The following is a 21,173-nucleotide window of genomic DNA, read 5'->3' on the forward strand; positions in this document are numbered from 1 at the left end:
ACTGGAGGAGGGGATTAATTTGGCAGAACCGCTTAAGGCTATGTACGATGGATTATTTTTGGAGAAATTTGCGGGTTTGCTGAAGTCAGCATGGAGTCCTTTTGACGCCGTTCTTTTCGCAGAGCGTGTAAGGGATGGTGACTGGGAGCAATTAGAGTTAAAGGCTCGAACTCGAAAAATTACAGAAGCGCTGGGTGCTACATTACCGCAGGCATATGATGAAGCGCTGGCTGTTTTATATCAAATAGATGAAAAATGCACTGGGCTGCCTTTTATCATATTTCCAGACTTCGTCGAGGTGTTTGGACTGGAGCCGCAAAACTGGGAGCTGTCTTTGGACGCGCTGGAGCGCTTTACGAAATACTCGACCTCAGAATTTGCAATAAGAGCATTCATTCTTGCCGATCCACAGCGTATGGCTAAGCAAATGCTTATATGGGCAGATCATCCGAATGAGCACGTAAGGCGGCTCGCGAGCGAAGGCATAAGACCGCGCCTGCCGTGGGCGCAGGCGCTGCCGCTCTTTAAGCGAGACCCATCGCCGATTGTTCCGATTTTGGAGAAGCTCAAATGTGATGATTCACTTTATGTGCGCAAGAGCGTAGCTAACAACTTGAATGATATTGCGAAAGATCATCCCGAGCTTGTCATATCGCTTGCGCAGGCTTGGATCGGCAATGATGCGAAGACGGATTGGATCATTCGTCATGGCTGCCGTACGCTGATTAAGCAATCAAGCCCGCAGATCATGGAATTGTTTGGGTACGCGAAGCACGCGTCTGCAGAAGAAGAGGAACACCCGCTTGTTGCTTTTGCTGCAATCGAGGTAGATCCAGAGACAGTTGCTATTGGCGGTGAGGTATCTATACGCTATCGCGTACAGCTGCGTGAGGGTGAGCCGGCCAAGCTGCGTATCGAATATGGAATTGCATTCGTGAAGTCTGGAGGGAAAACTTCATTGAAACGTTTCCTGCTATCGGATCGCGAGTATGCCGGAGGAGCGTCAGCTTCAAGTGTTCGCACTCATCGTTTTGCTGATTTAACGACGCGCAAGCATTATAGCGGGCTTCATCTTGTAACGCTTTGGGTAAATGGAAGAGAGGTGGCTTCAGCCGAACTTCTGGTGACGGAGGCAGAATCAACATGACGATTGGTGCAAGAGTTTTAAAAACGGGGATGGCTGTTGCCTTAGCGATTTATTTGAGCAGCTTGTTCGGCTTCGCTTCCCCGCTTATTGCTGCCGTGGCAGCTATATTTACGATTCAGCCTTCTATTTACCGCTCATGGCAGCGTGTAGCGGATCAAGTCCAAACGAATCTGCTGGGTGCTGTAATGGCGATTGTAGCCGTTCGGTTATTCGGTCATACGCCGATTGCGGCAGGTCTTGTATGTATCCTTGTCATTCTCATTAGTATTCGCTTGAAGATGGAGAGCACGATTAGTTTGACACTGGTTACGGTCGTTGCCATTATGGAAGCGAATGGACAAGGCTGGGACGTGGCAATAGGAAGATTTTTAATGGTGCTAACGGGTATTGGAGCATCATTTGCGGTTAACGTGCTCGTATTCCCTCCACGGCCAAGAAAGCAATTTACCGAACAGGTTCATCATGCCTATTCACAGCTTTCTCTGCTGCTTCGCACAGCCATTTCGAATGAGATGAAGGAGCAGGTTTTCCGCCAAGAGAAGGACAAGCTTCACGATACGCTGCACAAGCTGGAGGAACGCCACACCGTTTTCGAAGAGGAGCGCAAAGTGCTTGCGAAGACGAAGACGAGCCATGCCCGTCAGCTGCTTGTATCGAAACAAATGATTAAGTCTCTGCAAAAAGGGGCTGATCTGCTCGATGTGGTGGAGGAGCATTATTTTTCCTCCCAAAGTGCCAGTGAGTGGGCGCTGCGCTTCGATCGGCAAATTGAGGATTTATCGAAGTATCACGAGCACATCTTGTTGAAAGCTGAAGGGAAAATGAAGCCTAATGCGCTGATTGAGCCTGAGGAAGAACGAGAAGCGCGTTTTGTGAAGGAATTGACGGCGTACATTTTGGAAGATCCGGACGAGCATAAGCGTCTCGTCTTTGTCGCTTCGGCATTGTTCGAATATGCTTACCATTTGCGGCGACTGGAGAAGCTGCTCGATCAAGTGACGCAGCGCGAGGAAAACGCAAAGCGCTGTGCTGAAGAGGCAGAGAATGGACCAAAGTCATCATGAACGGATTTAGCTGATTAGTTTAGCTAATAAAACAAAAACAGCAGGTCAGAACGCCGCTTAAGAGCGTTCTTGCCTGCTGTTTTTCTGCTTATATTACAGCATGCTCAATGTTTACTGATCATCGTCAGTTTTGTTGCTGCCTTCATGACGCCTTGGATGCTGCATATGAGCCTCTGGGTTATTATCATCATCATGCGGCACCAGCCTCGGATCAGTATGCCCCTCATGATGATTATTGAAGAAGAGCTCAACGAGCTGCCACTCGGTTGATCCAAGCATCGGATCTGCTGGAAACACATCTCCGCGTTCGAGCTGCTCTTCACGTCCCCATTCATTGCGGTAGGTGCCTTTTACTTCAACAGGCTCACCAGATAGGGGATTCATCTCATTATGGTTATTATCATTGCTCATATGGTGTCAACCAACCTTCCTGTCCTTATAATCCGTGCTTCGGCACAGCTGAACGATCGGCATCTGACTGCAGTTCGCTCGCTGACGATTTGCTGGCTAGATTGCGGTCTGCTCGGGATTGCGCCTTGCTTGCTGCCTTCTGTTGATCGGATGGCTGTTTGCCTGACATGTGGTCACCCTCCTCGAGAATCTCATCGTTTTTTTTATTTTCTTTATCTTCAGAAGAAGATCCTCAACAGTGTGCCACAAAAGGATGAAATGTATGAGTACAAGGTGGAAGAACAGGAGCAATCTATAATAACTGGAGTCCGCATGAGGGGCAAACCGAATCACGTTCAGTGACGATCTCATCGCAAGCGGGACATGGTTCGGAAAATGGTGCTTTAGCAGCTGCGGCATCATCTATGAGCTGGCCTTTGCCTTCTTTTATGGCGGAGGTTTGTTCGGGATTCGGACGGAGATGGGCAGGCGTTCCGAAGATCGTCTCCACCATCTCTTTCATGTCCTTAAATTTATCTGAGTCATCTGTAACAATTCGAATGAACATAAACATGCCAGCGAGCAGAGCAAACGCAATGACCAGCACGATCGTCGTTGCCCCAACATCAAACCATGTGAGGAGAGGGAGAGATGTATGTACAGGCAAACTAGCCAAGATGGTCCATGAAAACATACTCCATCACCTCACCCATTCAGCTGATAGCGGGATTCGAGACGTTTGCCCCCGAACCACATGACCAGAACAGCGGTAATCGAGACGAATATACGCCAAGGCTCATTGACTAAATTGCCAATATCGAAGCTAATCAAGGAAATGCAAAATATCATAACTGCCTTCCCAAGCAGTGTAGCGAGCATAAAAGTAGGAAATGGCACCTTGCTAAGTCCGGATACGACAGTTATAACAACTGAAGGTGTAAAAGGGAAGCAAGCCAGCAGGAATAGCGGTGTGAAGCCGCGGCGTTCAACCCAATTGAAGAACCGCTGCGACTTTGGAAATCTTCGCTCTAGTTTCCCTTTTACATTGCGTCCGAGCTTTCGGCTGATCCAAAATACGCAGAAGGCACCAGCGCTTACACCGATCCATGAAAAAAGAAATCCAAAGCCGAGGCCGTAAATGTTGGCATTAGCCGCAATGATAAGAATTAATGGGAGGAAAGGGAGAAACGATTCAAGCATGGGAAGCAAAATGCCTGGAAAAGGCCCCCATTGCGAATAGCTTTCCAATGTCCATTGGATTGAATCGAGATCCAAGTGTTTTAAGTATTCAAGCCAGTTGCGCCAATCATCCATAGATCTAACCCCGTTCTACTTGTTTGTAGCTTTTTCATTTGTAGCGAATGCCGGAAATGGGAACCATAAATAAAATAAGCCGATCAATCCAAAGAGGATTGCGCTTGTCCAAAAAACGGATGCTTCTCCGTTCCAAGCCGCGATTAAGCCGCCAGCAGCTGGACCGATCATAACGCCAATGCCTTCAAAGGTGGATAATACCCCCCAGCCAAGCCCTTCTTGATTAGGTGGAACATAGGCAGCGAGCAGTGCATTCCAAACAGGCAAAATAGCTGAATAGGATAATCCAAGAGCAGCCGCTATTAGTAAACAATACCAGAACGAAAGTCCTGATGCCAGCATATATAAACCAAATGCAAACGCTCCAAATCCAGTCACGAGAAACCATTTTTTATTAGCCAGCTTATCGGCAAGTTTCCCCATGGGGATGAGCCCACCTGCAGCAAAAAGTCCTCCGGCCGTTAAAAGAATGGAGTATTGCGTGCCTGAGATACCCAGCTCCTGATTTGCGAAGCTTGGTAAAATGGGAACGAGCATGCTTGCGCCTGTCGTCTGCAAAATCATCCCCGGCAGCAGCATCTTCATATGGCCGAGTCGTTCCTTCAGAATGACGAGCTGCGTTCGAAATGGCATACGGTTTGATGCAGCAGCCCTTTCTTTGCTCATGAAAAGCGTTAATACGCATGCAGCCACAGACATGCTGACAAGCAGCTTGTACGTAAAAGATACGCTGAAATCGAGCAGAATATTACATACGATCGGACCGCTTCCTAGTCCCACCATCCAAATGGTGTAGAGCGTTCCCATTTGGGTTGCACGCTGCTGCTCAGTTACTTTCGTTAAACATACGATCCAGATCGGTGACATTCCGATGCCATATAGTGCGGCTGCACCAATGAACATCCATGGCAGCTCGGAGAATTGCAGCAAATATATGCCGATCAGCGAAATAATTAAACCTGCTTGAACGACGATACGAGTTGAGAAACGATCGAGCAAGTAGCCAATAGCCATTTTGAGCAGCGTATCGGTTAAATAGTGAGCTGATATCGCAGCGCCAATTACATCAGGTGATAGGCCTAATGTTTTTGCCCCAAAAATAGGCAGCAAACTAATAAGAACAGCACCTCTTACAAACTCCACAACAAACAAAATAACGGAGATAAGTCGCATCTCCGCTCCAAACCAACTTTTCTGATTTGTAATCACGGGCAAGCCCCTTATCCATTATAAAGTGATTGCTTTCTCCATTATACGCAAGTTGGATAAAATATCCAAAACGATGCTGTCGGCTGCGGTTTGTGAGGCTTGAAGCTGTTTAGTGGATTGTCTGCTATTAGTAAGACGTAATGGATCATGAACGAGTTTCAAAATTTGTTCCGTCAGCTCATTCACCTCATAGGCAACGACAGCTGCGCCTTTGGACTTAAGATACAATGCATTTTGTTTTTCTTGTCCAGGAACTGGCTTGTAGATGAATATGGGCAGCTCGGCAGCGATCGCTTCTGATAAAGTAACGCCACCTGGCTTAGTGATGAGACAATTAGATATAGCCATAAGCTCATGAATAGACTCAATAAACCCGTACACCTGCAGGCGAGAAGCTCCTTCATGTGCTTGAAATTGTTGCTCAATAATATTTTTCATAAACAGATTATGTCCACATACCAGCGCGACCTGAACCTCGGCGTTTTGCAGCAGGCTGCTGCAAATTTGCGATACATCAGGCAAAACGCCCTGCGCTCCCGCCATGATTAGGACGATAGGTTGATTAGAATTTAGTTTATATCTCTCGTAGAGCTCGCTTGAGGCGGCTGTAGCACGGAATCCGCGTTGGAGCGGAATGCCACTCACTTGAATTGCCCTCTCCGGTATTCCCAGCGAGGAAAGCTCTAATCGGAGATCCTCTGTAGCGACATAATAGCGGTCGACGCTTGGATGAACCCAGCGCCTGTGAAGATCAAAATCGGTAATGACAGCATAGGAGGGAGGATGAACGCTTTTACGTTTCTTAAGCTTCGGCAGAGCAAAGCTGGGGAAAGTATGCACGACGATATCCGGCTGCTCGACTGCAAGAATACGCCTAATTTTTTCTGTACCAAAGGAATGAAGAAGCCCGCCAAATAATGAATCATGCTTCATTAGCCTTGTGAAATCATATACCCAGCCATATAGCGAGGGCATATGCGTATAGCTCTTTAAGTAAAAGCGCTTAGCAAACTCATTTATCCAAGGGTGAGATTCTGCCATGAGATCGACCATTACCGTACGATAATTGCCGTGCTCCTCCCAAGCGCTCTTAATCGCGCGAGCAACCTGAAGATGGCCTTCTCCATATGAAGCGTACAAAATTAACAATTTCGGCTGCGGTTTTTCCTCGAAACGTATCATAGACACACCTCCTGCCGTTAGTGTAACGAACATTTGTTATGCGATTGTGAACGCCGTTTGGTTACTTTGTGTATTTTTAGTATAATGAATACGCAATCCATCCTATTTCAAAATTGAAGGAGCGATGATTAGAGTGCAATACACGAAACTAGGAAGATCTGGACTTCGAGTAAGCCGTTTATGTTTGGGCACAATGAATTTTGGCGTGGACACGGACGAGAAGGAATCATTTCGTATATTAGACGCAGCTCTAGATGCAGGCATTAATTTTATCGATACCGCTAACATTTACGGTTGGGGCGAGAACGCAGGCCGTACAGAAGAAATTATCGGAAAATGGTTCAAGCAGGGCGACGGACGCCGTGAACGTACGGTGCTGGCTACAAAAGTATACGGCGACATGCATGATAATCATGACGGTCCGAACCGTGAAGCGGGACTATCCGCATATAAAATTCGCAGACATTTGGAAGGTTCGCTTATGCGTCTTCAAACGGATCATATCGAGCTGTACCAAATGCATCATGTGGATCGCAGTGCAAATTGGAATGAGCTTTGGGGAGCATTCGAAACAGCAGTAAACCAAGGCAAGGTTGGCTACATAGGCTCAAGTAATTTTGCCGGCTGGGATATTGCAGTTGCGCAAGGCGAAGCGAAGGCAAGAGGATCGATCGGTCTTGTATCTGAGCAGCACAAATATAATTTGTTATGCCGTTTGCCGGAACTGGAAGTATTGCCAGCTTCGAAGGAATTAGGACTTGGCGTTATTCCGTGGAGTCCGCTTGACGGCGGCTTGCTTGCAGGCAATCATCGTCGTAAAGACGGAGGCCGCCGCAGCGGAGATTCGAAACGATTGGAGCAGCATCGTGATCAATTAGATGCCTATGCTGCATTTTGTGACGAGCTTGGCGAGCCTGAGGATCTGGTTTCACTCGCATGGCTGCTTGCGAATCCGGCAGTAACGGCTCCGATTATCGGTGTCCGCACGCTGGATCAATTCGAGCGCTCGCTTCGCGCAGTTGAAATCTCATTAGATGAATCTGCACTGAAACGTATTGATGAAATATTCCCTGGCCCTGGCGGAGATGCACCGCGTGCTTACGCCTGGTAATGACAAACGCCCCGTATCCATTCATGGATACGGGGCGTATCTTATTCACATTATGCCGATCAAATCAACAAGTTAAACAAAACAGGGTCCTTGTTCAGCTCAAGAAATTGAAAGCCCTTCTTGCTCATGCGAGCAACGAGCGGATCGTAGTCCTCACGGTGCGTAAGCTCGATGCCGACGAGCGCCGGACCGTTGTCTTTGTTTGATTTTTTGGTGTACTCGAATCGTGTAATATCATCATTAGGACCAAGCACGCTGTCGAGAAATTCACGAAGCGCTCCTGCGCGCTGCGGGAAGCTGACCATAAAGTAATGCTTGTAGCCCTCATAGATGAGAGAACGTTCTTTGATTTCCTGCATCCGATCGACATCATTATTGCCGCCGCTAACGACACAGACGACCGTCTTGCCTTGAATTTGATCACGGTATGCTTCTAGCGCAGCAATGGGCAGTGCGCCTGCCGGCTCGGCTACGATGGCATTCTCATTATATAAATCGAGCATCGTCGTACACACTTTTCCTTCAGGCACGGAAATAACATCGTCAAGCAGGTCTCTGCATAGCTCAAATGATAAATCACCGATACGTTTGACAGCTGCGCCATCGACGAATTTCTCAATTTGATCAAGGGTAACGACTTCACCTGCATCAAGCGATGCTCTTAGTGATTGCGCGCCTTCCGGCTCCACGCCAATTACCTTTGTCGTCGGTGAGACGATTTTTACATAAGATGAGACGCCGGCTGCAAGCCCGCCACCGCCGACGGTCACGAATACGAAGTCAGGTACGGTATCCGCGGCTTCCATTAATTCTTGTCCTACCGTTCCGTTTCCTGCGATGATTTTGGGATCGTCAAAGGGATGTACGAAGGCAAGGCCATTGCGGTTGCTCTCTGCGACTGCTTCGGCATAAGCATCGTCAAAGGTGTCTCCTGTAAGGATGACTTCAACTTGCGATCCGCCAAAAAAGTTAACCTGCGTCACCTTCTGGCGAGGAGTTGTGCTGGGCATGTATATTTTGCCGGGGATGCCAAGTGTTTGGCACGAGTAGGCTACGCCTTGCGCATGGTTGCCGGCGCTGGCGCAAACCACCCCTTTAGCGAGTGTTTCTGGTGACAGAGAACGCATCATATGGTACGCTCCGCGTATTTTGAAGGAACGAACGATTTGCAGATCCTCTCGTTTTAGAAGAACATGACATCCAAACCGCTCGGACAGCACACGGTTATGTTGAAGTGGTGTTCGTGTAATGATATCCTTTAAGTGCATTTGAGCTTGAACGATTTCTTCAAGCCCAATACGATGCAGCGGTATAGGATTTGTGTTCATAGGTGACCATCCTCTCGGCATTTTTTTGATCAACAGTAAAAATGATTGGATTCATTATAGCACTATCATTATGAGATGACGTAATAGAAATCGTTTATCTGTATAGCAAGGAGAGGATTCACATGGGAAAAACCTTAAAAAGACTTCTAATGAGCTTCATTGTTATTCTTTTGCTGCTTGGCGGCGCACTATGGTGGTTTCTGTCGTACATTGCACCGGATGAGCCGCTGGACATGAGCTATGCGCCGATTGATGTGAAAGAGAAAGCACTGGATATGGTCAAAAAGCTGAAGCTGGAGCTCGTCCTCACGGAATCCGATATTAACCATTTGATCAAAATGAATATGAAAGACGAGCTTGCCATCAGCAGACCAGAATCCGCTGATCAAGAAATGGCGAGGGATATTCATCTAGATGGGGCAAACTTTGACCTCGAAGAGAACAAGCTGATTGCACAAATGAATATTACCTATAAGAACAAAATTCCTGCGAGATTGGATGCGGTATATTCACTGGACTGGGAGTCTCCAAACATTATTCTTAAACCCCAATCGCTTTCTGTCAAAGCTATTCAGCTGCCGCTAAGTATGCTAGAAACGATCGTCATTCCACTAGATTTGCCGGCACAGGAAGTTGTAACGGTGAGAGATGTACAGTTCGAGAATAATCAGATAAAAATTCGTTTCAAGCTCCAAATTCAATTAAAGCTGTAATGAACGAAGAATCTTGGAAAAGAAAACGACAGATTAAGGACGAATCCTTAATCTGTCGTTTTTCATAATTTCGTTTTTTAAGAGATGCCTAATCCAGCGCTAGCATAGCCAGCTACAAGATTGACAAGTGATACACCAGTAGCTGTAGCAGAGAAGACAAGAAGAAGGCGTGTTCCAGCAGTAACAGGAATAGATAAACCTGGAGTAATGCCGCTGCTAATAGTGCCTAGAGCCAGAATGCCGGTAAGTGGAGGAGCTAATGTTACAACAGCGCCTGGAACTGCAGTAAACGAATTGTTTGGAGTCGTTGACTGGTAAAGCTGAGCAGTAATAGTTACTGTAGAGTTGACAAGCGAAAGCGCTGCTGTTGTACTGAAGTAAGCTGCAAGAGAAGTGATCGTACCATCGCGCGGCACAGAGAAAGCAAAGTTAAGAAGTGTTCCTGCAGCGCCTGTGAGGTCGATTATACCGCCAAGTATACTAACGCCTACAGCGGAGGAACCAAAACCTACCAGACTCGAAGTACCTACCAAACCGCCTAATATTGTCGTTAATTCGGTAGGAATTCCTGAAGCAAAAGGAATAATAGCGCCCGCACCATCAATACCAGTAGCCCCAGTAGCGCCAGTACCTCCAGTAGCGCCCGTAGCCCCAGTAGCCCCAGTAGCGCCGGTAACGCCAGCAGTACCAGTAGCACCAGTAACACCCGGATCTCCTGTAGCCCCAGTAGCACCGGTAACACCAGCAGTACCGGTAGCGCCAGTAGCCCCAGTAACACCGGTAACGCCAGCGGTACCAGTAGCGCCAGTAGCTCCTGCAACACCTGGATTTCCAGTAGCACCAGTCGCTCCTGTAGCTCCTACTCCTGGTCCTGTAGGACCTGCTGGACCAGTAGCACCGGTTACGCCGCTAATACCATTTGCACCAGTCGCTCCCGTAACTCCAACTCCAGTAGCGCCGGTAGAACCCGCTGCCCCTGCAGATCCTGTTGCACCTGTAGGACCAGCTATTCCTTGAGGCCCTTGTGGACCTTGTGGTCCTTGCGGTCCTCTTCTGCCTTTGTGGCCTTCTTCTCCTCGCTCAGCTACGACTTTAACTCTTTGAGATATAATTTTTTTCTTTACAACTATTATTTTGTCATCGTGTTTCTTCCTTCTTGGACTGCAACCTGCAGTCGGTTTTCTGACACAACGTTTCTTATAATAATAATGACTCAGCGAAAACAACTCCTTGTTAGATGCCTTATTATACGGCTGTACTCTATCTATTGATTGGGTATCTATCTGCTATGGTCATAGTCCTTCAACTATATTTGCGGATATGTGTGTTTGTATGGGATGGATGATCAACTACTAAATGATAGAGAAGTAGAAGAGCATGAATGAAGAATAAATGAAGAACAGGATTGACATTATTATTGAGAATGGTTATCATATATACGAAAGTGATAATCATTATCACTATATGGTGTTGTTCTTTTACTACTGCCATGAAAGAGTTTGGATAGACATCCCCAATAACACCTTATAAGAAACGAAACATATTGCATTATTAGTGAATGGATAACGATATAACGATTATTTTTATAGGAGTGAGAGACATGCAGACTGAAACGAGCAAGCCTTGGAATTGGCTGCTCTTTCCCTTCTCGTCCGTTAAAGCAGGAGCTGATAGCTTGTATGCCGCTTCAGTCGGTCACGGGATTTACCAAATCGATGCTGAAGGAGAATGGAAGAAGCTTGATCAAGGCATGGAAGACCAGACTAATGTAAATCGGCTGCAGTTGCAGCATGATTTGCTGCATGCCTGCTCAAGCAGCGGCTTATATGAATGGAACGGAGAAGCATGGGTCAATGATGGCATATTGATTCCTAGTTATCAGTATCGCAAGATTGGTGGAAGCAGCTACGTTGCAACGGAATATGGGCTTTGGTCCAAAGCTAGCTCCAAATGGGAGCTAATAGCATGCCAAGATAAACGTGTATATGATTTTATGAATTTGCCTCAATATTTGATTATTTCGCATGAGAGCGGCATCTCTTTATATGATCGTTTTATGGATGATTGGGCTCATTTTGAGCTGGATGCAAGTGTAACAAGCTTAGCGGTATTCAGAGGCCACTTAATTGGAACGAGCGATCAAGGCGAGCTGTTTATTGGCGATAAAAAAGGAAGATTTGACCGGATAAGATTCGGCAAACTTTTTATTTTTTCTGTGCAGGCGAAGGGCAATGAGGTTTATGTATGTACGGATCGCGGATTATTCCAGCTTACTTATTTGTGTAATCAAGTAACTCTTCTATCCGTTAAACTTGGTTATCCTGTAACAGATATTGATATGCAAGATGGAAATCTGTATCTCGCTACGCTTTTCCAAGGCATTCAAACGATAAATGTCTAACGACAAAAAATAGAAAGCGGAGGAAAAAAGATGCCCAAAATACTTGTGGTGTATGCTAGCATGACCGGAAATACAGAAGAAATGGCCGAGGCGATAGTAGAAGGCGCTAAGGAAGCGGGTGCCGAGGTTGTTTCTAAAGAGGCCTTCGATGCCACTGCAGATGAGCTGAATCATTATGACGCGATTATTATAGGCGCCTACACATGGGGAGACGGTGAGCTGCCGGATGAATTTCTCGATTTCTTCGAAGAAATGGATGGACTTGATCTTAGCGGCAAGAAAGCAGCCGTATTTGGCTCAGGTGATACATCATACCCAATCTATTGCGGCGCTGTAGATACGATTGAAGCGAAGCTGAAGGAGCTCGGCGCAGAAATTGCGGGCGAATGCATTAAATTTGAATATAACGCGTCTGAAGAAGAGAAAGAGCAAGGAAGAAGATTAGGACGCCAAATTGCGGGTCTTGTAGCGGTAGCCGGATAGTGGAACGAGAAAGGCGGACTTTGTAATGGAGCAGTTGCCAGCGATTTTGAGAGTTGAAGACTATAAGCTAGAAGAGCTGCTGCGTTGCCCCGAACGGTTCGCTCGAAGAAAGTCCGGTCGCAAGCAGGAAAGTGATGTGAACTGGCGGCAGCTTGTTCAATATGCAGCCAGCCACACGGTAAACGACTTTTATCGTCGGTCCAAAGAGACACGCGGAGTAGAGACGATACATACTTCCGTTGAGAATTGGTGGACGAATCGCAATTATAAATTTCATTCCGACCAGCATTTCTTGCAGATGAAGCAAACGATTAAGGAGCATTTGGCAGCCTTCTTGCTTGGAGGCGGAGCACCGAGTATGCCGATTATCTTTTATGAGCAAATGACGGCTTATGTAGAGGAGCTCGATTTGGAGATTTCACAAATCTTTCATTTGGTTTCTGCCGAGCAAGAGGATTCGCTTGATCATTATATAGTTCAAAAGCTAGCAGTAGATACAGATGAAGACGCTCTTAATCTATATTTTCATATGACATCGGTATTTTGTATGAGTGCATTCGAGAAGCTCCCTGACCGAATCGAGGTGTTCTCCCTTTTAAGCAGTAAGCAGGTCGTGTTCGTGCCTGACGAGCAATCGCTTGAGCTTTCTTATGATTATATGTTTTTGGTCAAAAGCTTGCTGCCGGACGTAGATTTCTTTAAGGTTAATCCGGGCTCGGATGTACAGCTGGTTATGTGAAATTGCTGCTGAAAATAATACAAAATTTGCAAATCCCCCAAGTCATTTCCGGAAGCGGAATGGTGGGGGATTTCTTTTGTTGTAGACAAATGAAATGGTTTTCAAGTAACATGAGCAGTAGTCATTTTTTGCACATTTACACATGATTATTAATTGTGAAGTTTATTTTACTGTGAAAAAGTAAGCGTATGCTTTTTGAGGCAAGTTTTGCTAGGTAAATTGAGCATGGGCTAGGATGGCAGGCTTTGCTATGCAAAACTGGATTAATGCTTATGAAGAGAGTTTTGTTGCGTAAAATTAAGCTCATGCTTACGAAGAAAGTTTTGCTATGCAAAATTAAGCTCATGCTTACGAAGAAAGTTTTGCTCGCAAAACTAAGCTAGTGCTTACGAAGTAAGTTTTGCTATGCAAAACTTTAGAAGGAGAGAGATTAGGTTGTCAGAGGAGCTATTACTAACGTTTCGTTCACCACCATTGCCATTTTTCATAGAATCCAACCGTTTGGTTTATCGTGCGGGCGAGGAGCATCCGAATCGGACGAACCTCGGCGTATTTGATTTGTTGTATGTGAACAAGGGAGCACTGCATGTAGCAGAGGATAATCGCAGATGGACGCTCGGTCCTGGAGATGTGCTTATTTTAAGGCCGGACCGCTGGCATTATTCTACACGTCCATGCGAGGAAGAGACTGTGTTTGATTGGATTCATTTTCAAACAGTAGGCGCTTGGGAGGAGACGGTAGGCAATCAAAGCGGATCGCTTAGAGGGGACTACTACACTTATGCCATACGTCTGCCTAAACAAATGAAGCTTACCTACACAGATGAAGCGAGTCTTATTTTCTCGCAATTGCATGAGGCTTCCAAAGGCTCGTCACATGGTGCGTTCTGGGATCGGCAGCAGCGGTTTCTGCATTTGCTTCAAATGCTGGACGAAGGCTGGCGCTCGGATGCGGCTAAAGCTGCCGTATCGGTAGCAGAGCGTGCGGCTGCCTACTTAAAGCTGAATTATCGTACACCAATCAGCAACACGATGCTGAGTGATGTGCTGGAGTTACATACGAATTATATTACTCGCTGCATGAGTGAGGTTTTTGATTGTACGCCGCAGCAATATTTGCTTTATTATAGACTCGATCAAGCAAAGCTGCTGCTTATTAAGACAGATTGGACGATTGCAAAAGTAGCAGAGGAAACGGGCTTCCGGCAGACGCCGCATTTCTCTAGGCTGTTTGCATCCCATACGGGAATGCCTCCTCTTAAATTCCGAAAAAGATTTACGATGTAGACGGGCGGACTTGAAGAGTAGAGGAACTATTTTCGGCAAACTGTTGTTTAGACTTTCTAATATTCTGACTAGAAACGTTGCATAAATATCGCGACTTTAACAAAAACTGGATTCAACAACGTGAAAAGGGTGGTCGCGATGATTGAACGGTTTTCGTTAACAGCAGATATTGGCGATATAGTGGATATGTTTCAGGTAGGAAAAGTAATTCGAGGGCATACAAACCGATTTAATGCAGCTCCGACTCAGATGGTTTCGATTGTCATGAATGATCGATTTGATCAGCGGACGATGGAGGAATCGAGATGGGGGCTGTTTCCTTTTTGGGCGAAGGATGCGGTTAATGCAGATCATATGACATTGTCCGAGAAGCCTTTCTTAGAAAGAATGCTTCGCAGACAAAGATGTGTGCTGCCATGCAGCGGCTTTTTTGGTCAGAAACAATTCGGCAAAGAGCGTGATCCGAGGGCGATGCATATCGTTGTTCCAAGCCAGCAGCTTTTTGGCATAGCGGGCATTTACGACTGCTGGAAAAACGTGAGCGGCAAGGAAGTGCGTGCCTTCACTATGATTACCGCAGCTTCGACAGGAGCGATGTCGGTGTGGCAGCCTCGAGTTCCGGTTATTTTGGACGAAGAGGGCATGGAAGATTGGCTCAATCCGCGTATTACCGAATTCAGTGGATTGCGGAAACATTTAGAGGCAATGGACACTTATCTCATGCGCGCCTACCCGGTAACGAACGCAGTGCATGATGATCTGTACGAATCGCCGGATTGCATCCGTGAAATCCGTCCTGATTTTGCTTAAGTAAAATGAAGTGTAGTTAACCAAAAAGGCGTCCTATCTCTGACTCGGCTCTGTATGCGGCCGAAACAGGGTAGACGCTTTTTTTTGATTATTTAGTGGACAGGGTTAGGTGCTTGAATAAGAAACATAATGATTTAGTTGGTTGTAGATGGAATCAACTTTGGTAAAAAATTTTAAGCACGATACGGGTGAGAGGCAATAAGATGAAAACTAGGACAATTAAGCGCGAGCGCGTTGAAGCTCTGTTGTTAGTAGCGGTACGACCTCGAATAAATCGCCTACGATGCCATAATCAGCAACGCTGAAAATAGGGGCATCGGGGTCTTTGTTGATAGCGACAATGACGCGAGATTGGCTCATACCCGCCAGATGTTGAATAGCGCCGCTGATTCCGCAGGCTATATAGAGCTGAGGTGTAACAACTTTGCCAGTTTGCCCGATTTGGAGGGCATAATCACAGTAGCCGGCATCGCATGCGCCGCGAGAGGCGCCGACTGCGCCCCCGAGCGCTGTTGCCATCGCTTGCAGCGGCTCAAAGCCTGCTGCGCTGCGAACGCCTCGGCCGCCGGACACGACGACGTCGGCTTCGGCAAGATCAAGCTGCCCGCCGGTGCGGCGCACAAGGCTGCGCACAGCGGTATAAAGCGGCGGCACCGTGAACGGCAGCTCCGCTGCGGTGCCCTTTATTTCTGCGGCGTCCAGTGGTTCTGCCGCCGGCAGGTTGTTCGGGCGCACCGTGATGACCCACGTCGCGCCCGAAACAAAGCTGCGCCGCTCGAACGCCTTGCCGGCGTAGAGCGGGCGGGTAAATAAGACGTCATTGCCATCGTCAGATGTTTCGATGGCAATGACGTCAGCGATGTGGCCGGCGCCATGGGCAGCGGCCACTCGGGGCGCGAGCTCGCGCCCCAAAGCGGTGTGGCCGAGCAATAGCGCGTCCGGCCGCACCGCAGTTATGGCTGCGCCGAGGGCGGCGATGTACGCCTCGGGCGCAAAGGCGCGAAGGGCCGGATCGTCGGCGATATGCACGACGTCCGCGCCCCGCGCGATCAGTGCGGCGGCTTCATCCGCCGCACCGCCGAAGCAGGCAAGGACGGCGTGGACATGGCCGTCCTTGCCTGCGAGCCGGCGCGCTGCACCGAGTGCCTCCAGCGCCACTCGGCGCAGCGCGCCATTCCGGCTTTCTGCAAATACGAGAATGGTTTTGGACATAGGATACAGCTCCTCTTCCACAGCTTTTACGAATAAGCTTATCTCATACACGTTTAACTCTATATTCAGTGATTGCCCTGTTTAGGTATCGTCTTAACGGACATGAGAGCTGTTATTTCTGGGTTTTAGGGCGAAGTTACTTTTCTAACGGACATGAGAGCCGCTACTTCTGGGTTTTAGGGTGAAGTTACTTTTCTAACGGACATGAGATCCGTTATTTCTGAATTTAGGGGCATAAATTATTATCTAACGGACATGAGATCCATTATTTCTGAATTTAGGGGCATAAATTATTATCTAACGGACATGAGATCCGTTATTTGCCCTAAATGGCACCCAAACGCTCGATATTTTATGAAATAAGGGAACCTATGTCCGTTAGATCGAGAAATAGAAGGTTTTACAGCATATAAGGCATCTGATGTCCGTTAATTGGGAAGGTTTGATTAATTACCAAAGTCCAATGTTGGTCAAACACTGCTTTTGATTTGAGCCACTCTATCAACAAGAGAACTAACTAAATTGTCTAGTAACCAGTAACTATTCAGTTCTTGTCAAATGTCTCTGCATCATTTCTGCTCTAATACCAACATGCCTCAGCACAAATCCACTACCTGCCCAATACCAACATGCCTCAGCACAAATCCACTACCTGCCCAATACCAACATGCCTCAGCACAAATCCACTACCTGCCCAATACCAACATGCCTTAACACAAATTTACTACCTGCCCAATACCAACATGCCTCAACACAAATTTACTACCTACTCCACTAGCTAAATCCCCCAGCCAATCTCCACTACCCCTGAACAGTCCAACTACACTGAATAAGTCATGTTCCTATAGAAGCTTTCTTTGCTCCTGCAGGGGCGAGACAAGTGCTGCTTGCTGGGCTGGCTCGCCGGGTAAGCCATTTGCCTGCAGTGCACGGAGGTGGAGGGGGGGGGAGCTGCGTGCACGCAGTACGTGGCGAAACTCGCCTTCTAGTGAAAGCTCGCCACTGGCGATCAGCTTAGCTCCAATCCCAACCTCCCCCAGCCAAACTCGACTACCCCTGAACAGTCCCAACTATAATAAAAAGTCACGTCCTAAAGAAGCTTCCCTTCCTCCCGCAGTGGCGAGACAATTGCTGCTGCTTGCTCTGCTTGCTCTGCTTGCTCTGCTTGCTCTGCTTGCTCTGCTTGCTCTGCTTGCTCTGCTTGCTCTGCTTGCTCTGCTTGCGCTGCTTGCTCTGCCGGCTCGCCCGGGGAGCCATTTTCCAGCAGCGCAAAGAGGCGGCGGGGGCATCTGCGTGCGCACGGTTCGCGGCGCAACACTTTCAAGTGAAATCTCACCACTAGCGATCAGCTCAGCTCCAAGCCCAACTTCCCCTAGCCCAGCCCAACTCCACTACCTCTAAACCGCTCCCAACTATAAAATAGTCACGAACTCAAAGAAGCTTCGCTTCCTCTCGCAGCAGAGCCACAAGAGCTGCGGCTTGCTTGGCCGGCTCGCCTGGGAGCCGTTTGCCCGCTGCGCGCGGAGGCGGCGGGAGCAGCTGCGTACGTGCCGTGCGAGGCGATACGCTTTCGAGTGAAAGCTCGCCACTGGCGATCAGCTCAGCAGCCGTTATTGTGCGAAGTGGCTTGCGCTTCGCTTTCATAATGCCTGGCAGCGACGGATAACGCGGCTCGTTTAGTCCTTGCTGAGCGGTAATGAGCGCAGGGAGTGGAATCGATACCGTTTCGGTATCTCCCTCAACATCGCGCTCAACTAATGCGTAACGCTCAGCGCCCCCAGCAGTAGGTGAGCTGAGAAGTCCATCGGCGGGCAAGGAGCCAAGCTCCTCCGGAGACAAGATGGTGACCTTCACAGCTGAAGCTGCATGAGGCAAGTGAAGCAGCTCGGCAATTTGCAGAGCTACGCTTCCAGCGCCGCTGTCTACTGCAAACAAGCCGGCTAGCAGCAAATCAGGAGCGAGCGGCCTAATTACAGCAGCAAGAGCAGCAGCGACGGCTGAGCTGTCATCGGACAAATCTGCACTATCAAGCCGAATAGCTTCATCTGCTCCGATAGCCAGAGCGGTTCGTAGCGCCTCTTGCGAGCGCTCGGCACCGCAGGTGATCACGATGACCTCGCCGCCGAGCTGTTCCCGCTGGCGAATGGCTTCCTCGAGTGCGTATTCATCGTAGGGATTGATTACAAATTTGGCGTCTCTTTCATCAACGCCAGCAGGTGTTACAATGATTTTTTCCTCGGTATCGAACGTTTGCTTGAGAAGCACAACTATTTTCAGCATAGAAGCTCCCTCACTTGTACCGCTAATTTGTTGACACTGTCCATCAGTGCTAGGATATGCTGTCTTGGAATTGAATAGACCGCCCTGCAATTGCCCGCTGTGCGGCATGTTCAAGGCCGAAAGCTCATATACATGGAGCACCGCGGCTATTTTTGTAAGCGCTTCAATACTTGTCCGACTACTGCGCGCGTAGGTGCTCGGTTTTATAGCCGGCATATAAGGGAGGCGGGGCGTATGCCATCTTTTTTGGCACTTAGGAATGTCGATCAATGGTTGATAGGGGGAAGATGGGCATTATTCGCGGCGGTTGTGTTGTTTGCTATTACCATGTTCGCGATGGTTGTACAGCGGCGCATCTTGTATATGAGGCTTGGGGTGCCGGCGGTTTTTTCGCGGTATCGACGCAAGTCAGGCAGTAAATCCGGCTTTGCCTCACAAGTGCTAGGCCATCGGAAGCTGCTGAACGATGTGAGAAGCGGCGTGATGCATTTGGTTTATTTTTATGGCTTTATTGTGCTTCAGTTTGGTGCGGCGGACTTGGTTTGGAAAGGGCTGAACCAAGGTGTACCGCTGCCGCTGCCCTATTATAATTGGTTCTCGCTGACGCAGGAGATGACCGTTACGCTCGTTTTTGCAGCTGTGCTGTACGGTGCTTTCCGGCGTTATGGGGAACGGCTCCCGCGGCTTAAGCGGGGATGGAAACCTTCGCTCGTCATGTGGTTTATTGGCTCGTTGATGCTGACTGTTTTATTCTCATTAGCATTCGAGCGATTGGCTGCGGAAGTGCGCATGGGCCAGAATGCTTTGGTGCATGGATCCACTGCAGCCATCGTTGAGGCGAAGTTCGCACCAGTGAGCGCTCCCTTGGCCACTATGCTTGAAAGTGCAGGTGTAAAGCCGCAAAGCACCGCAGCCCATGCAGGGTTTGAATTGTTTTGGTGGCTGCATCTTCTGGTTCTGCTTAGCTTTCTTGTGTACGTGCCGCAATCAAAGCATTTTCATTTATTGACAGCGCCTGTGAATCTTTGGTTCAGACGCAACACGCCTCCCGGCCGACTTGTGCCGCTTAACCTAGAGGATGAGGAAGCCGAGTCCTTTGGCGCAGGGAAGGTTGAGCATTTCTCGCAAAAACAGATGCTAGATTTGTATGCATGCGTGGAATGCGGCCGCTGTACGAATGTTTGTCCGGCATCGAGTACAGGCAAGCTGCTCTCGCCGATGCATCTTATTATGAAGCTGAGGGACCATTTGACCGAAAAAGGCGCTGCCATAACGTCCAAGTCACCATGGCTTCCAGCCAGCCTGCTGCATTCGAAATCGCGTGAGCCTCATGCCCATGTGATGGGAGCGGTGCTACCTGCTTGGGAAGCAGAATCCGAATGGGGCACAAACATAGCGCCAACTATGGCTGCACAGTCTGGGGCATGGAATATAAAAGAGAGTGCTAAACCAGAAGAGGTCGAGCTGATCGGCGAGGTGTTGACCGAGGAGGAGCTGTGGGCATGTACGACCTGCCGGAATTGCGAGGAGCAATGCCCGGTTGGCAATGAGCATGTCGACAAAATTATCGATATGCGCCGTTACTTGGTGCTGATGGAAGGAAGGCTGCCGTCTGACGGGCAGCGAGCGCTGCAAAACATCGAGCGGCAAAGCAATCCATGGGGCTTGCCGCGTGCCGAGCGGGCGGCTTGGATTAACGATTGCGAGAGCAGAACCGGCATTCAGGTGCCGACGATGCAGGAGCTGAAGAAGCAGGGCAAAAAAGCAGATGTGCTGCTATGGGCGGGATCGATGGGCGCGTATGACATGCGGAGCCGCCGTGTTTTGTACGATGTGGTTAGGCTGCTGGATCATGCGGGTATTAACTTCGCTACGCTGGGATTGGAGGAAAAAAGCTCTGGCGATACAGCTAGACGAATTGGCAATGAACTACTTTTCCAAGAGCTATGCCGCGAGAATATAGAAACGCTTAACAAATATGGCGTAACACAAATCGTGACCGCTTGCCCGCATACGTATAACACGTTCAAAAATGAATATCCTGACTTCGGTCTTAGTCCTAGCATCCTCGTGGAGCATCATACCGAAATGCTCTCTCGCCTGCTTGAGGAAGGTTTATTGAAGCCGGAGCATAAGATTGAGGAGCGAGTAACCGTACATGATTCTTGTTACCTCGGCCGTTACAACGATACGTATGAAGCGCCGCGCAGCCTGCTTCGCTCCATTCCAGGCGTATCGATTGAAGAGATGGAGCGCTCGGGCTCAAACGGCATGTGCTGCGGGGCGGGGGGCGGTCTCATGTGGATGGAGGAGCATTCTGGAACTCGCATCAACCATGCTCGAACCGCTCAAGCACTTGAAGTGAAACCATCGGTCATCAGCTCTGCCTGCCCCTATTGCCTAACGATGATGGAGGATGGTTTAAAGGCGCTGGGTGCGGATGAGAAGGTAATCGCACGTGATGTGGCGGAGTTGCTTGCCGAAAGTGTTTTTGGCGAATAAG

The 21,173-nt window shown here is 48.4% G+C and carries 21 protein-coding genes; 10 read left to right on the forward strand and 11 right to left on the reverse strand.

Annotation, left to right across the window (positions count from 1 at the left end; genetic code table 11):
- Nucleotides 1-19 precede the first annotated feature (19 nt).
- Both AC1DOV_RS01635 and AC1DOV_RS01640 read left to right on the forward strand, forming a co-directional pair.
- The gene (locus AC1DOV_RS01635; RefSeq protein ID WP_477548994.1) at nucleotides 20-1,147 is read left to right on the forward strand and encodes a DNA alkylation repair protein; all 1,128 of its coding nucleotides are present in this window, start codon (nucleotides 20-22) and stop codon (nucleotides 1,145-1,147) included.
- Nucleotides 1,144-2,211 carry an FUSC family protein gene (locus AC1DOV_RS01640; RefSeq protein ID WP_441877878.1) on the forward strand — a complete coding sequence of 356 codons (1,068 nt, stop codon included), beginning with the start codon at nucleotides 1,144-1,146 and terminating at the stop codon, nucleotides 2,209-2,211. The genes AC1DOV_RS01635 and AC1DOV_RS01640 overlap by 4 nt, the downstream gene beginning before the upstream one ends.
- Before the next feature lie 111 nt (nucleotides 2,212-2,322).
- On the opposite strand, the gene AC1DOV_RS01645 is transcribed toward AC1DOV_RS01640, so the two are convergent.
- From AC1DOV_RS01645 to AC1DOV_RS01670, 6 genes are all read right to left on the reverse strand, one after another.
- Nucleotides 2,323-2,622, reverse strand: a complete 300-nt coding sequence (locus AC1DOV_RS01645) for a transposase (RefSeq protein ID WP_076268402.1) — start codon at nucleotides 2,620-2,622, stop codon at nucleotides 2,323-2,325.
- A gap of 25 nt (nucleotides 2,623-2,647) precedes the next feature.
- Nucleotides 2,648-2,791, reverse strand: coding sequence for a hypothetical protein (locus tag AC1DOV_RS01650; protein ID WP_179089810.1), 144 nt, complete (start codon nucleotides 2,789-2,791; stop codon nucleotides 2,648-2,650).
- 123 nt (nucleotides 2,792-2,914) lie between these two features.
- Nucleotides 2,915-3,295, reverse strand: coding sequence for a zinc ribbon domain-containing protein (locus tag AC1DOV_RS01655; protein ID WP_477548995.1), 381 nt, complete (start codon nucleotides 3,293-3,295; stop codon nucleotides 2,915-2,917).
- Between the two features lie 11 nt (nucleotides 3,296-3,306).
- Nucleotides 3,307-3,915: a TVP38/TMEM64 family protein gene (locus tag AC1DOV_RS01660; RefSeq protein WP_076268400.1), complete on the reverse strand. Its 609-nt coding sequence runs from the start codon at nucleotides 3,913-3,915 to the stop codon at nucleotides 3,307-3,309.
- A gap of 15 nt (nucleotides 3,916-3,930) precedes the next feature.
- A complete protein-coding gene (locus AC1DOV_RS01665) occupies nucleotides 3,931-5,124 on the reverse strand; it encodes an MFS transporter (protein ID WP_477548996.1) in 1,194 nt (397 codons plus the stop codon).
- A gap of 18 nt (nucleotides 5,125-5,142) precedes the next feature.
- Nucleotides 5,143-6,306, reverse strand: coding sequence for an MGDG synthase family glycosyltransferase (locus tag AC1DOV_RS01670; RefSeq protein WP_477548997.1), 1,164 nt, complete (start codon nucleotides 6,304-6,306; stop codon nucleotides 5,143-5,145).
- 133 nt (nucleotides 6,307-6,439) lie between these two features.
- Between AC1DOV_RS01670 and AC1DOV_RS01675 the strand changes: the two genes are divergently transcribed.
- Nucleotides 6,440-7,417, forward strand: a complete 978-nt coding sequence (locus AC1DOV_RS01675; protein ID WP_477548998.1) for an aldo/keto reductase — start codon at nucleotides 6,440-6,442, stop codon at nucleotides 7,415-7,417.
- A gap of 59 nt (nucleotides 7,418-7,476) precedes the next feature.
- Here AC1DOV_RS01675 and ilvA read toward each other — a convergent pair whose 3' ends face one another.
- Complete coding sequence (ilvA, locus tag AC1DOV_RS01680; RefSeq protein WP_076268397.1) at nucleotides 7,477-8,745, reverse strand: threonine ammonia-lyase IlvA; 1,269 nt, start codon at nucleotides 8,743-8,745, stop codon at nucleotides 7,477-7,479.
- Nucleotides 8,746-8,867: 122 nt separating this feature from the next.
- Between ilvA and AC1DOV_RS01685 the strand changes: the two genes are divergently transcribed.
- A complete protein-coding gene (locus tag AC1DOV_RS01685; RefSeq protein WP_441877889.1) occupies nucleotides 8,868-9,458 on the forward strand; it encodes a hypothetical protein in 591 nt (196 codons plus the stop codon).
- A 77-nt stretch (nucleotides 9,459-9,535) separates the two neighbouring features.
- On the opposite strand, the gene AC1DOV_RS01690 is transcribed toward AC1DOV_RS01685, so the two are convergent.
- Nucleotides 9,536-10,684: an exosporium glycoprotein BclB-related protein gene (locus AC1DOV_RS01690; RefSeq protein ID WP_441877891.1), complete on the reverse strand. Its 1,149-nt coding sequence runs from the start codon at nucleotides 10,682-10,684 to the stop codon at nucleotides 9,536-9,538.
- 374 nt (nucleotides 10,685-11,058) lie between these two features.
- Here AC1DOV_RS01690 and AC1DOV_RS01695 point away from each other — a divergent pair, with 374 nt between their 5' ends.
- From AC1DOV_RS01695 to AC1DOV_RS01715, 5 genes are all read left to right on the forward strand, one after another.
- On the forward strand, nucleotides 11,059-11,859 hold the full coding sequence (locus AC1DOV_RS01695) for a hypothetical protein (protein WP_477548999.1): 801 nt from the start codon (nucleotides 11,059-11,061) through the stop codon (nucleotides 11,857-11,859).
- A 30-nt stretch (nucleotides 11,860-11,889) separates the two neighbouring features.
- A complete protein-coding gene (locus AC1DOV_RS01700) occupies nucleotides 11,890-12,342 on the forward strand; it encodes a flavodoxin (RefSeq protein ID WP_441877895.1) in 453 nt (150 codons plus the stop codon).
- 25 nt (nucleotides 12,343-12,367) lie between these two features.
- Nucleotides 12,368-13,081 carry a hypothetical protein gene (locus AC1DOV_RS01705; protein ID WP_441877897.1) on the forward strand — a complete coding sequence of 238 codons (714 nt, stop codon included), beginning with the start codon at nucleotides 12,368-12,370 and terminating at the stop codon, nucleotides 13,079-13,081.
- 435 nt (nucleotides 13,082-13,516) lie between these two features.
- Nucleotides 13,517-14,368, forward strand: coding sequence for a helix-turn-helix domain-containing protein (locus tag AC1DOV_RS01710; RefSeq protein ID WP_441877899.1), 852 nt, complete (start codon nucleotides 13,517-13,519; stop codon nucleotides 14,366-14,368).
- Nucleotides 14,369-14,506: 138 nt separating this feature from the next.
- Nucleotides 14,507-15,178 (forward strand): SOS response-associated peptidase, encoded by a 672-nt coding sequence (locus AC1DOV_RS01715; protein WP_076268391.1) that lies wholly within the window; start codon nucleotides 14,507-14,509, stop codon nucleotides 15,176-15,178.
- A 219-nt stretch (nucleotides 15,179-15,397) separates the two neighbouring features.
- Here the strand turns inward: AC1DOV_RS01715 and AC1DOV_RS01720 are convergent, their stop codons facing one another.
- The 3 genes from AC1DOV_RS01720 to AC1DOV_RS01730 all read right to left on the reverse strand — a co-directional run bounded on the left by AC1DOV_RS01720 (nucleotide 15,398) and on the right by AC1DOV_RS01730 (nucleotide 18,667).
- Nucleotides 15,398-16,390: an electron transfer flavoprotein subunit alpha/FixB family protein gene (locus AC1DOV_RS01720; RefSeq protein WP_441877902.1), complete on the reverse strand. Its 993-nt coding sequence runs from the start codon at nucleotides 16,388-16,390 to the stop codon at nucleotides 15,398-15,400.
- A 1,090-nt stretch (nucleotides 16,391-17,480) separates the two neighbouring features.
- Nucleotides 17,481-17,714 (reverse strand): hypothetical protein, encoded by a 234-nt coding sequence (locus AC1DOV_RS01725; RefSeq protein ID WP_477549000.1) that lies wholly within the window; start codon nucleotides 17,712-17,714, stop codon nucleotides 17,481-17,483.
- Between the two features lie 107 nt (nucleotides 17,715-17,821).
- Nucleotides 17,822-18,667: an electron transfer flavoprotein subunit beta/FixA family protein gene (locus AC1DOV_RS01730; RefSeq protein ID WP_477549217.1), complete on the reverse strand. Its 846-nt coding sequence runs from the start codon at nucleotides 18,665-18,667 to the stop codon at nucleotides 17,822-17,824.
- 237 nt (nucleotides 18,668-18,904) lie between these two features.
- On the opposite strand from AC1DOV_RS01730, the gene AC1DOV_RS01735 reads away from it, so the two are divergent.
- Nucleotides 18,905-21,172, forward strand: coding sequence for a (Fe-S)-binding protein (locus AC1DOV_RS01735; protein WP_477549001.1), 2,268 nt, complete (start codon nucleotides 18,905-18,907; stop codon nucleotides 21,170-21,172).
- Nucleotide 21,173 lies beyond the last annotated feature (1 nt).

Source organism: Paenibacillus sp. 01T47, assembly GCF_056398245.1.

Excerpts from the sequence above, each read along its gene's own strand:
- AC1DOV_RS01640 (WP_441877878.1), top strand. The coding sequence starts at position 1,144 with ATGACGATTGGTGCAAGAGTTTTAAAAACGGGGATGGCTGTTGCCTTA.
- AC1DOV_RS01645 (WP_076268402.1), bottom strand. The coding sequence starts at position 2,622 with ATGAGCAATGATAATAACCATAATGAGATGAATCCCCTATCTGGTGAG.
- AC1DOV_RS01650 (WP_179089810.1), bottom strand. The coding sequence starts at position 2,791 with ATGTCAGGCAAACAGCCATCCGATCAACAGAAGGCAGCAAGCAAGGCG.
- AC1DOV_RS01655 (WP_477548995.1), bottom strand. The coding sequence starts at position 3,295 with ATGTTTTCATGGACCATCTTGGCTAGTTTGCCTGTACATACATCTCTC.
- AC1DOV_RS01660 (WP_076268400.1), bottom strand. The coding sequence starts at position 3,915 with ATGGATGATTGGCGCAACTGGCTTGAATACTTAAAACACTTGGATCTC.
- AC1DOV_RS01670 (WP_477548997.1), bottom strand. The coding sequence starts at position 6,306 with ATGATACGTTTCGAGGAAAAACCGCAGCCGAAATTGTTAATTTTGTAC.
- ilvA (WP_076268397.1), bottom strand. The coding sequence starts at position 8,745 with ATGAACACAAATCCTATACCGCTGCATCGTATTGGGCTTGAAGAAATC.
- AC1DOV_RS01685 (WP_441877889.1), top strand. The coding sequence starts at position 8,868 with ATGGGAAAAACCTTAAAAAGACTTCTAATGAGCTTCATTGTTATTCTT.
- AC1DOV_RS01695 (WP_477548999.1), top strand. The coding sequence starts at position 11,059 with ATGCAGACTGAAACGAGCAAGCCTTGGAATTGGCTGCTCTTTCCCTTC.
- AC1DOV_RS01700 (WP_441877895.1), top strand. The coding sequence starts at position 11,890 with ATGCCCAAAATACTTGTGGTGTATGCTAGCATGACCGGAAATACAGAA.
- AC1DOV_RS01705 (WP_441877897.1), top strand. The coding sequence starts at position 12,368 with ATGGAGCAGTTGCCAGCGATTTTGAGAGTTGAAGACTATAAGCTAGAA.
- AC1DOV_RS01715 (WP_076268391.1), top strand. The coding sequence starts at position 14,507 with ATGATTGAACGGTTTTCGTTAACAGCAGATATTGGCGATATAGTGGAT.
- AC1DOV_RS01720 (WP_441877902.1), bottom strand. The coding sequence starts at position 16,390 with ATGTCCAAAACCATTCTCGTATTTGCAGAAAGCCGGAATGGCGCGCTG.
- AC1DOV_RS01735 (WP_477549001.1), top strand. The coding sequence starts at position 18,905 with ATGCCATCTTTTTTGGCACTTAGGAATGTCGATCAATGGTTGATAGGG.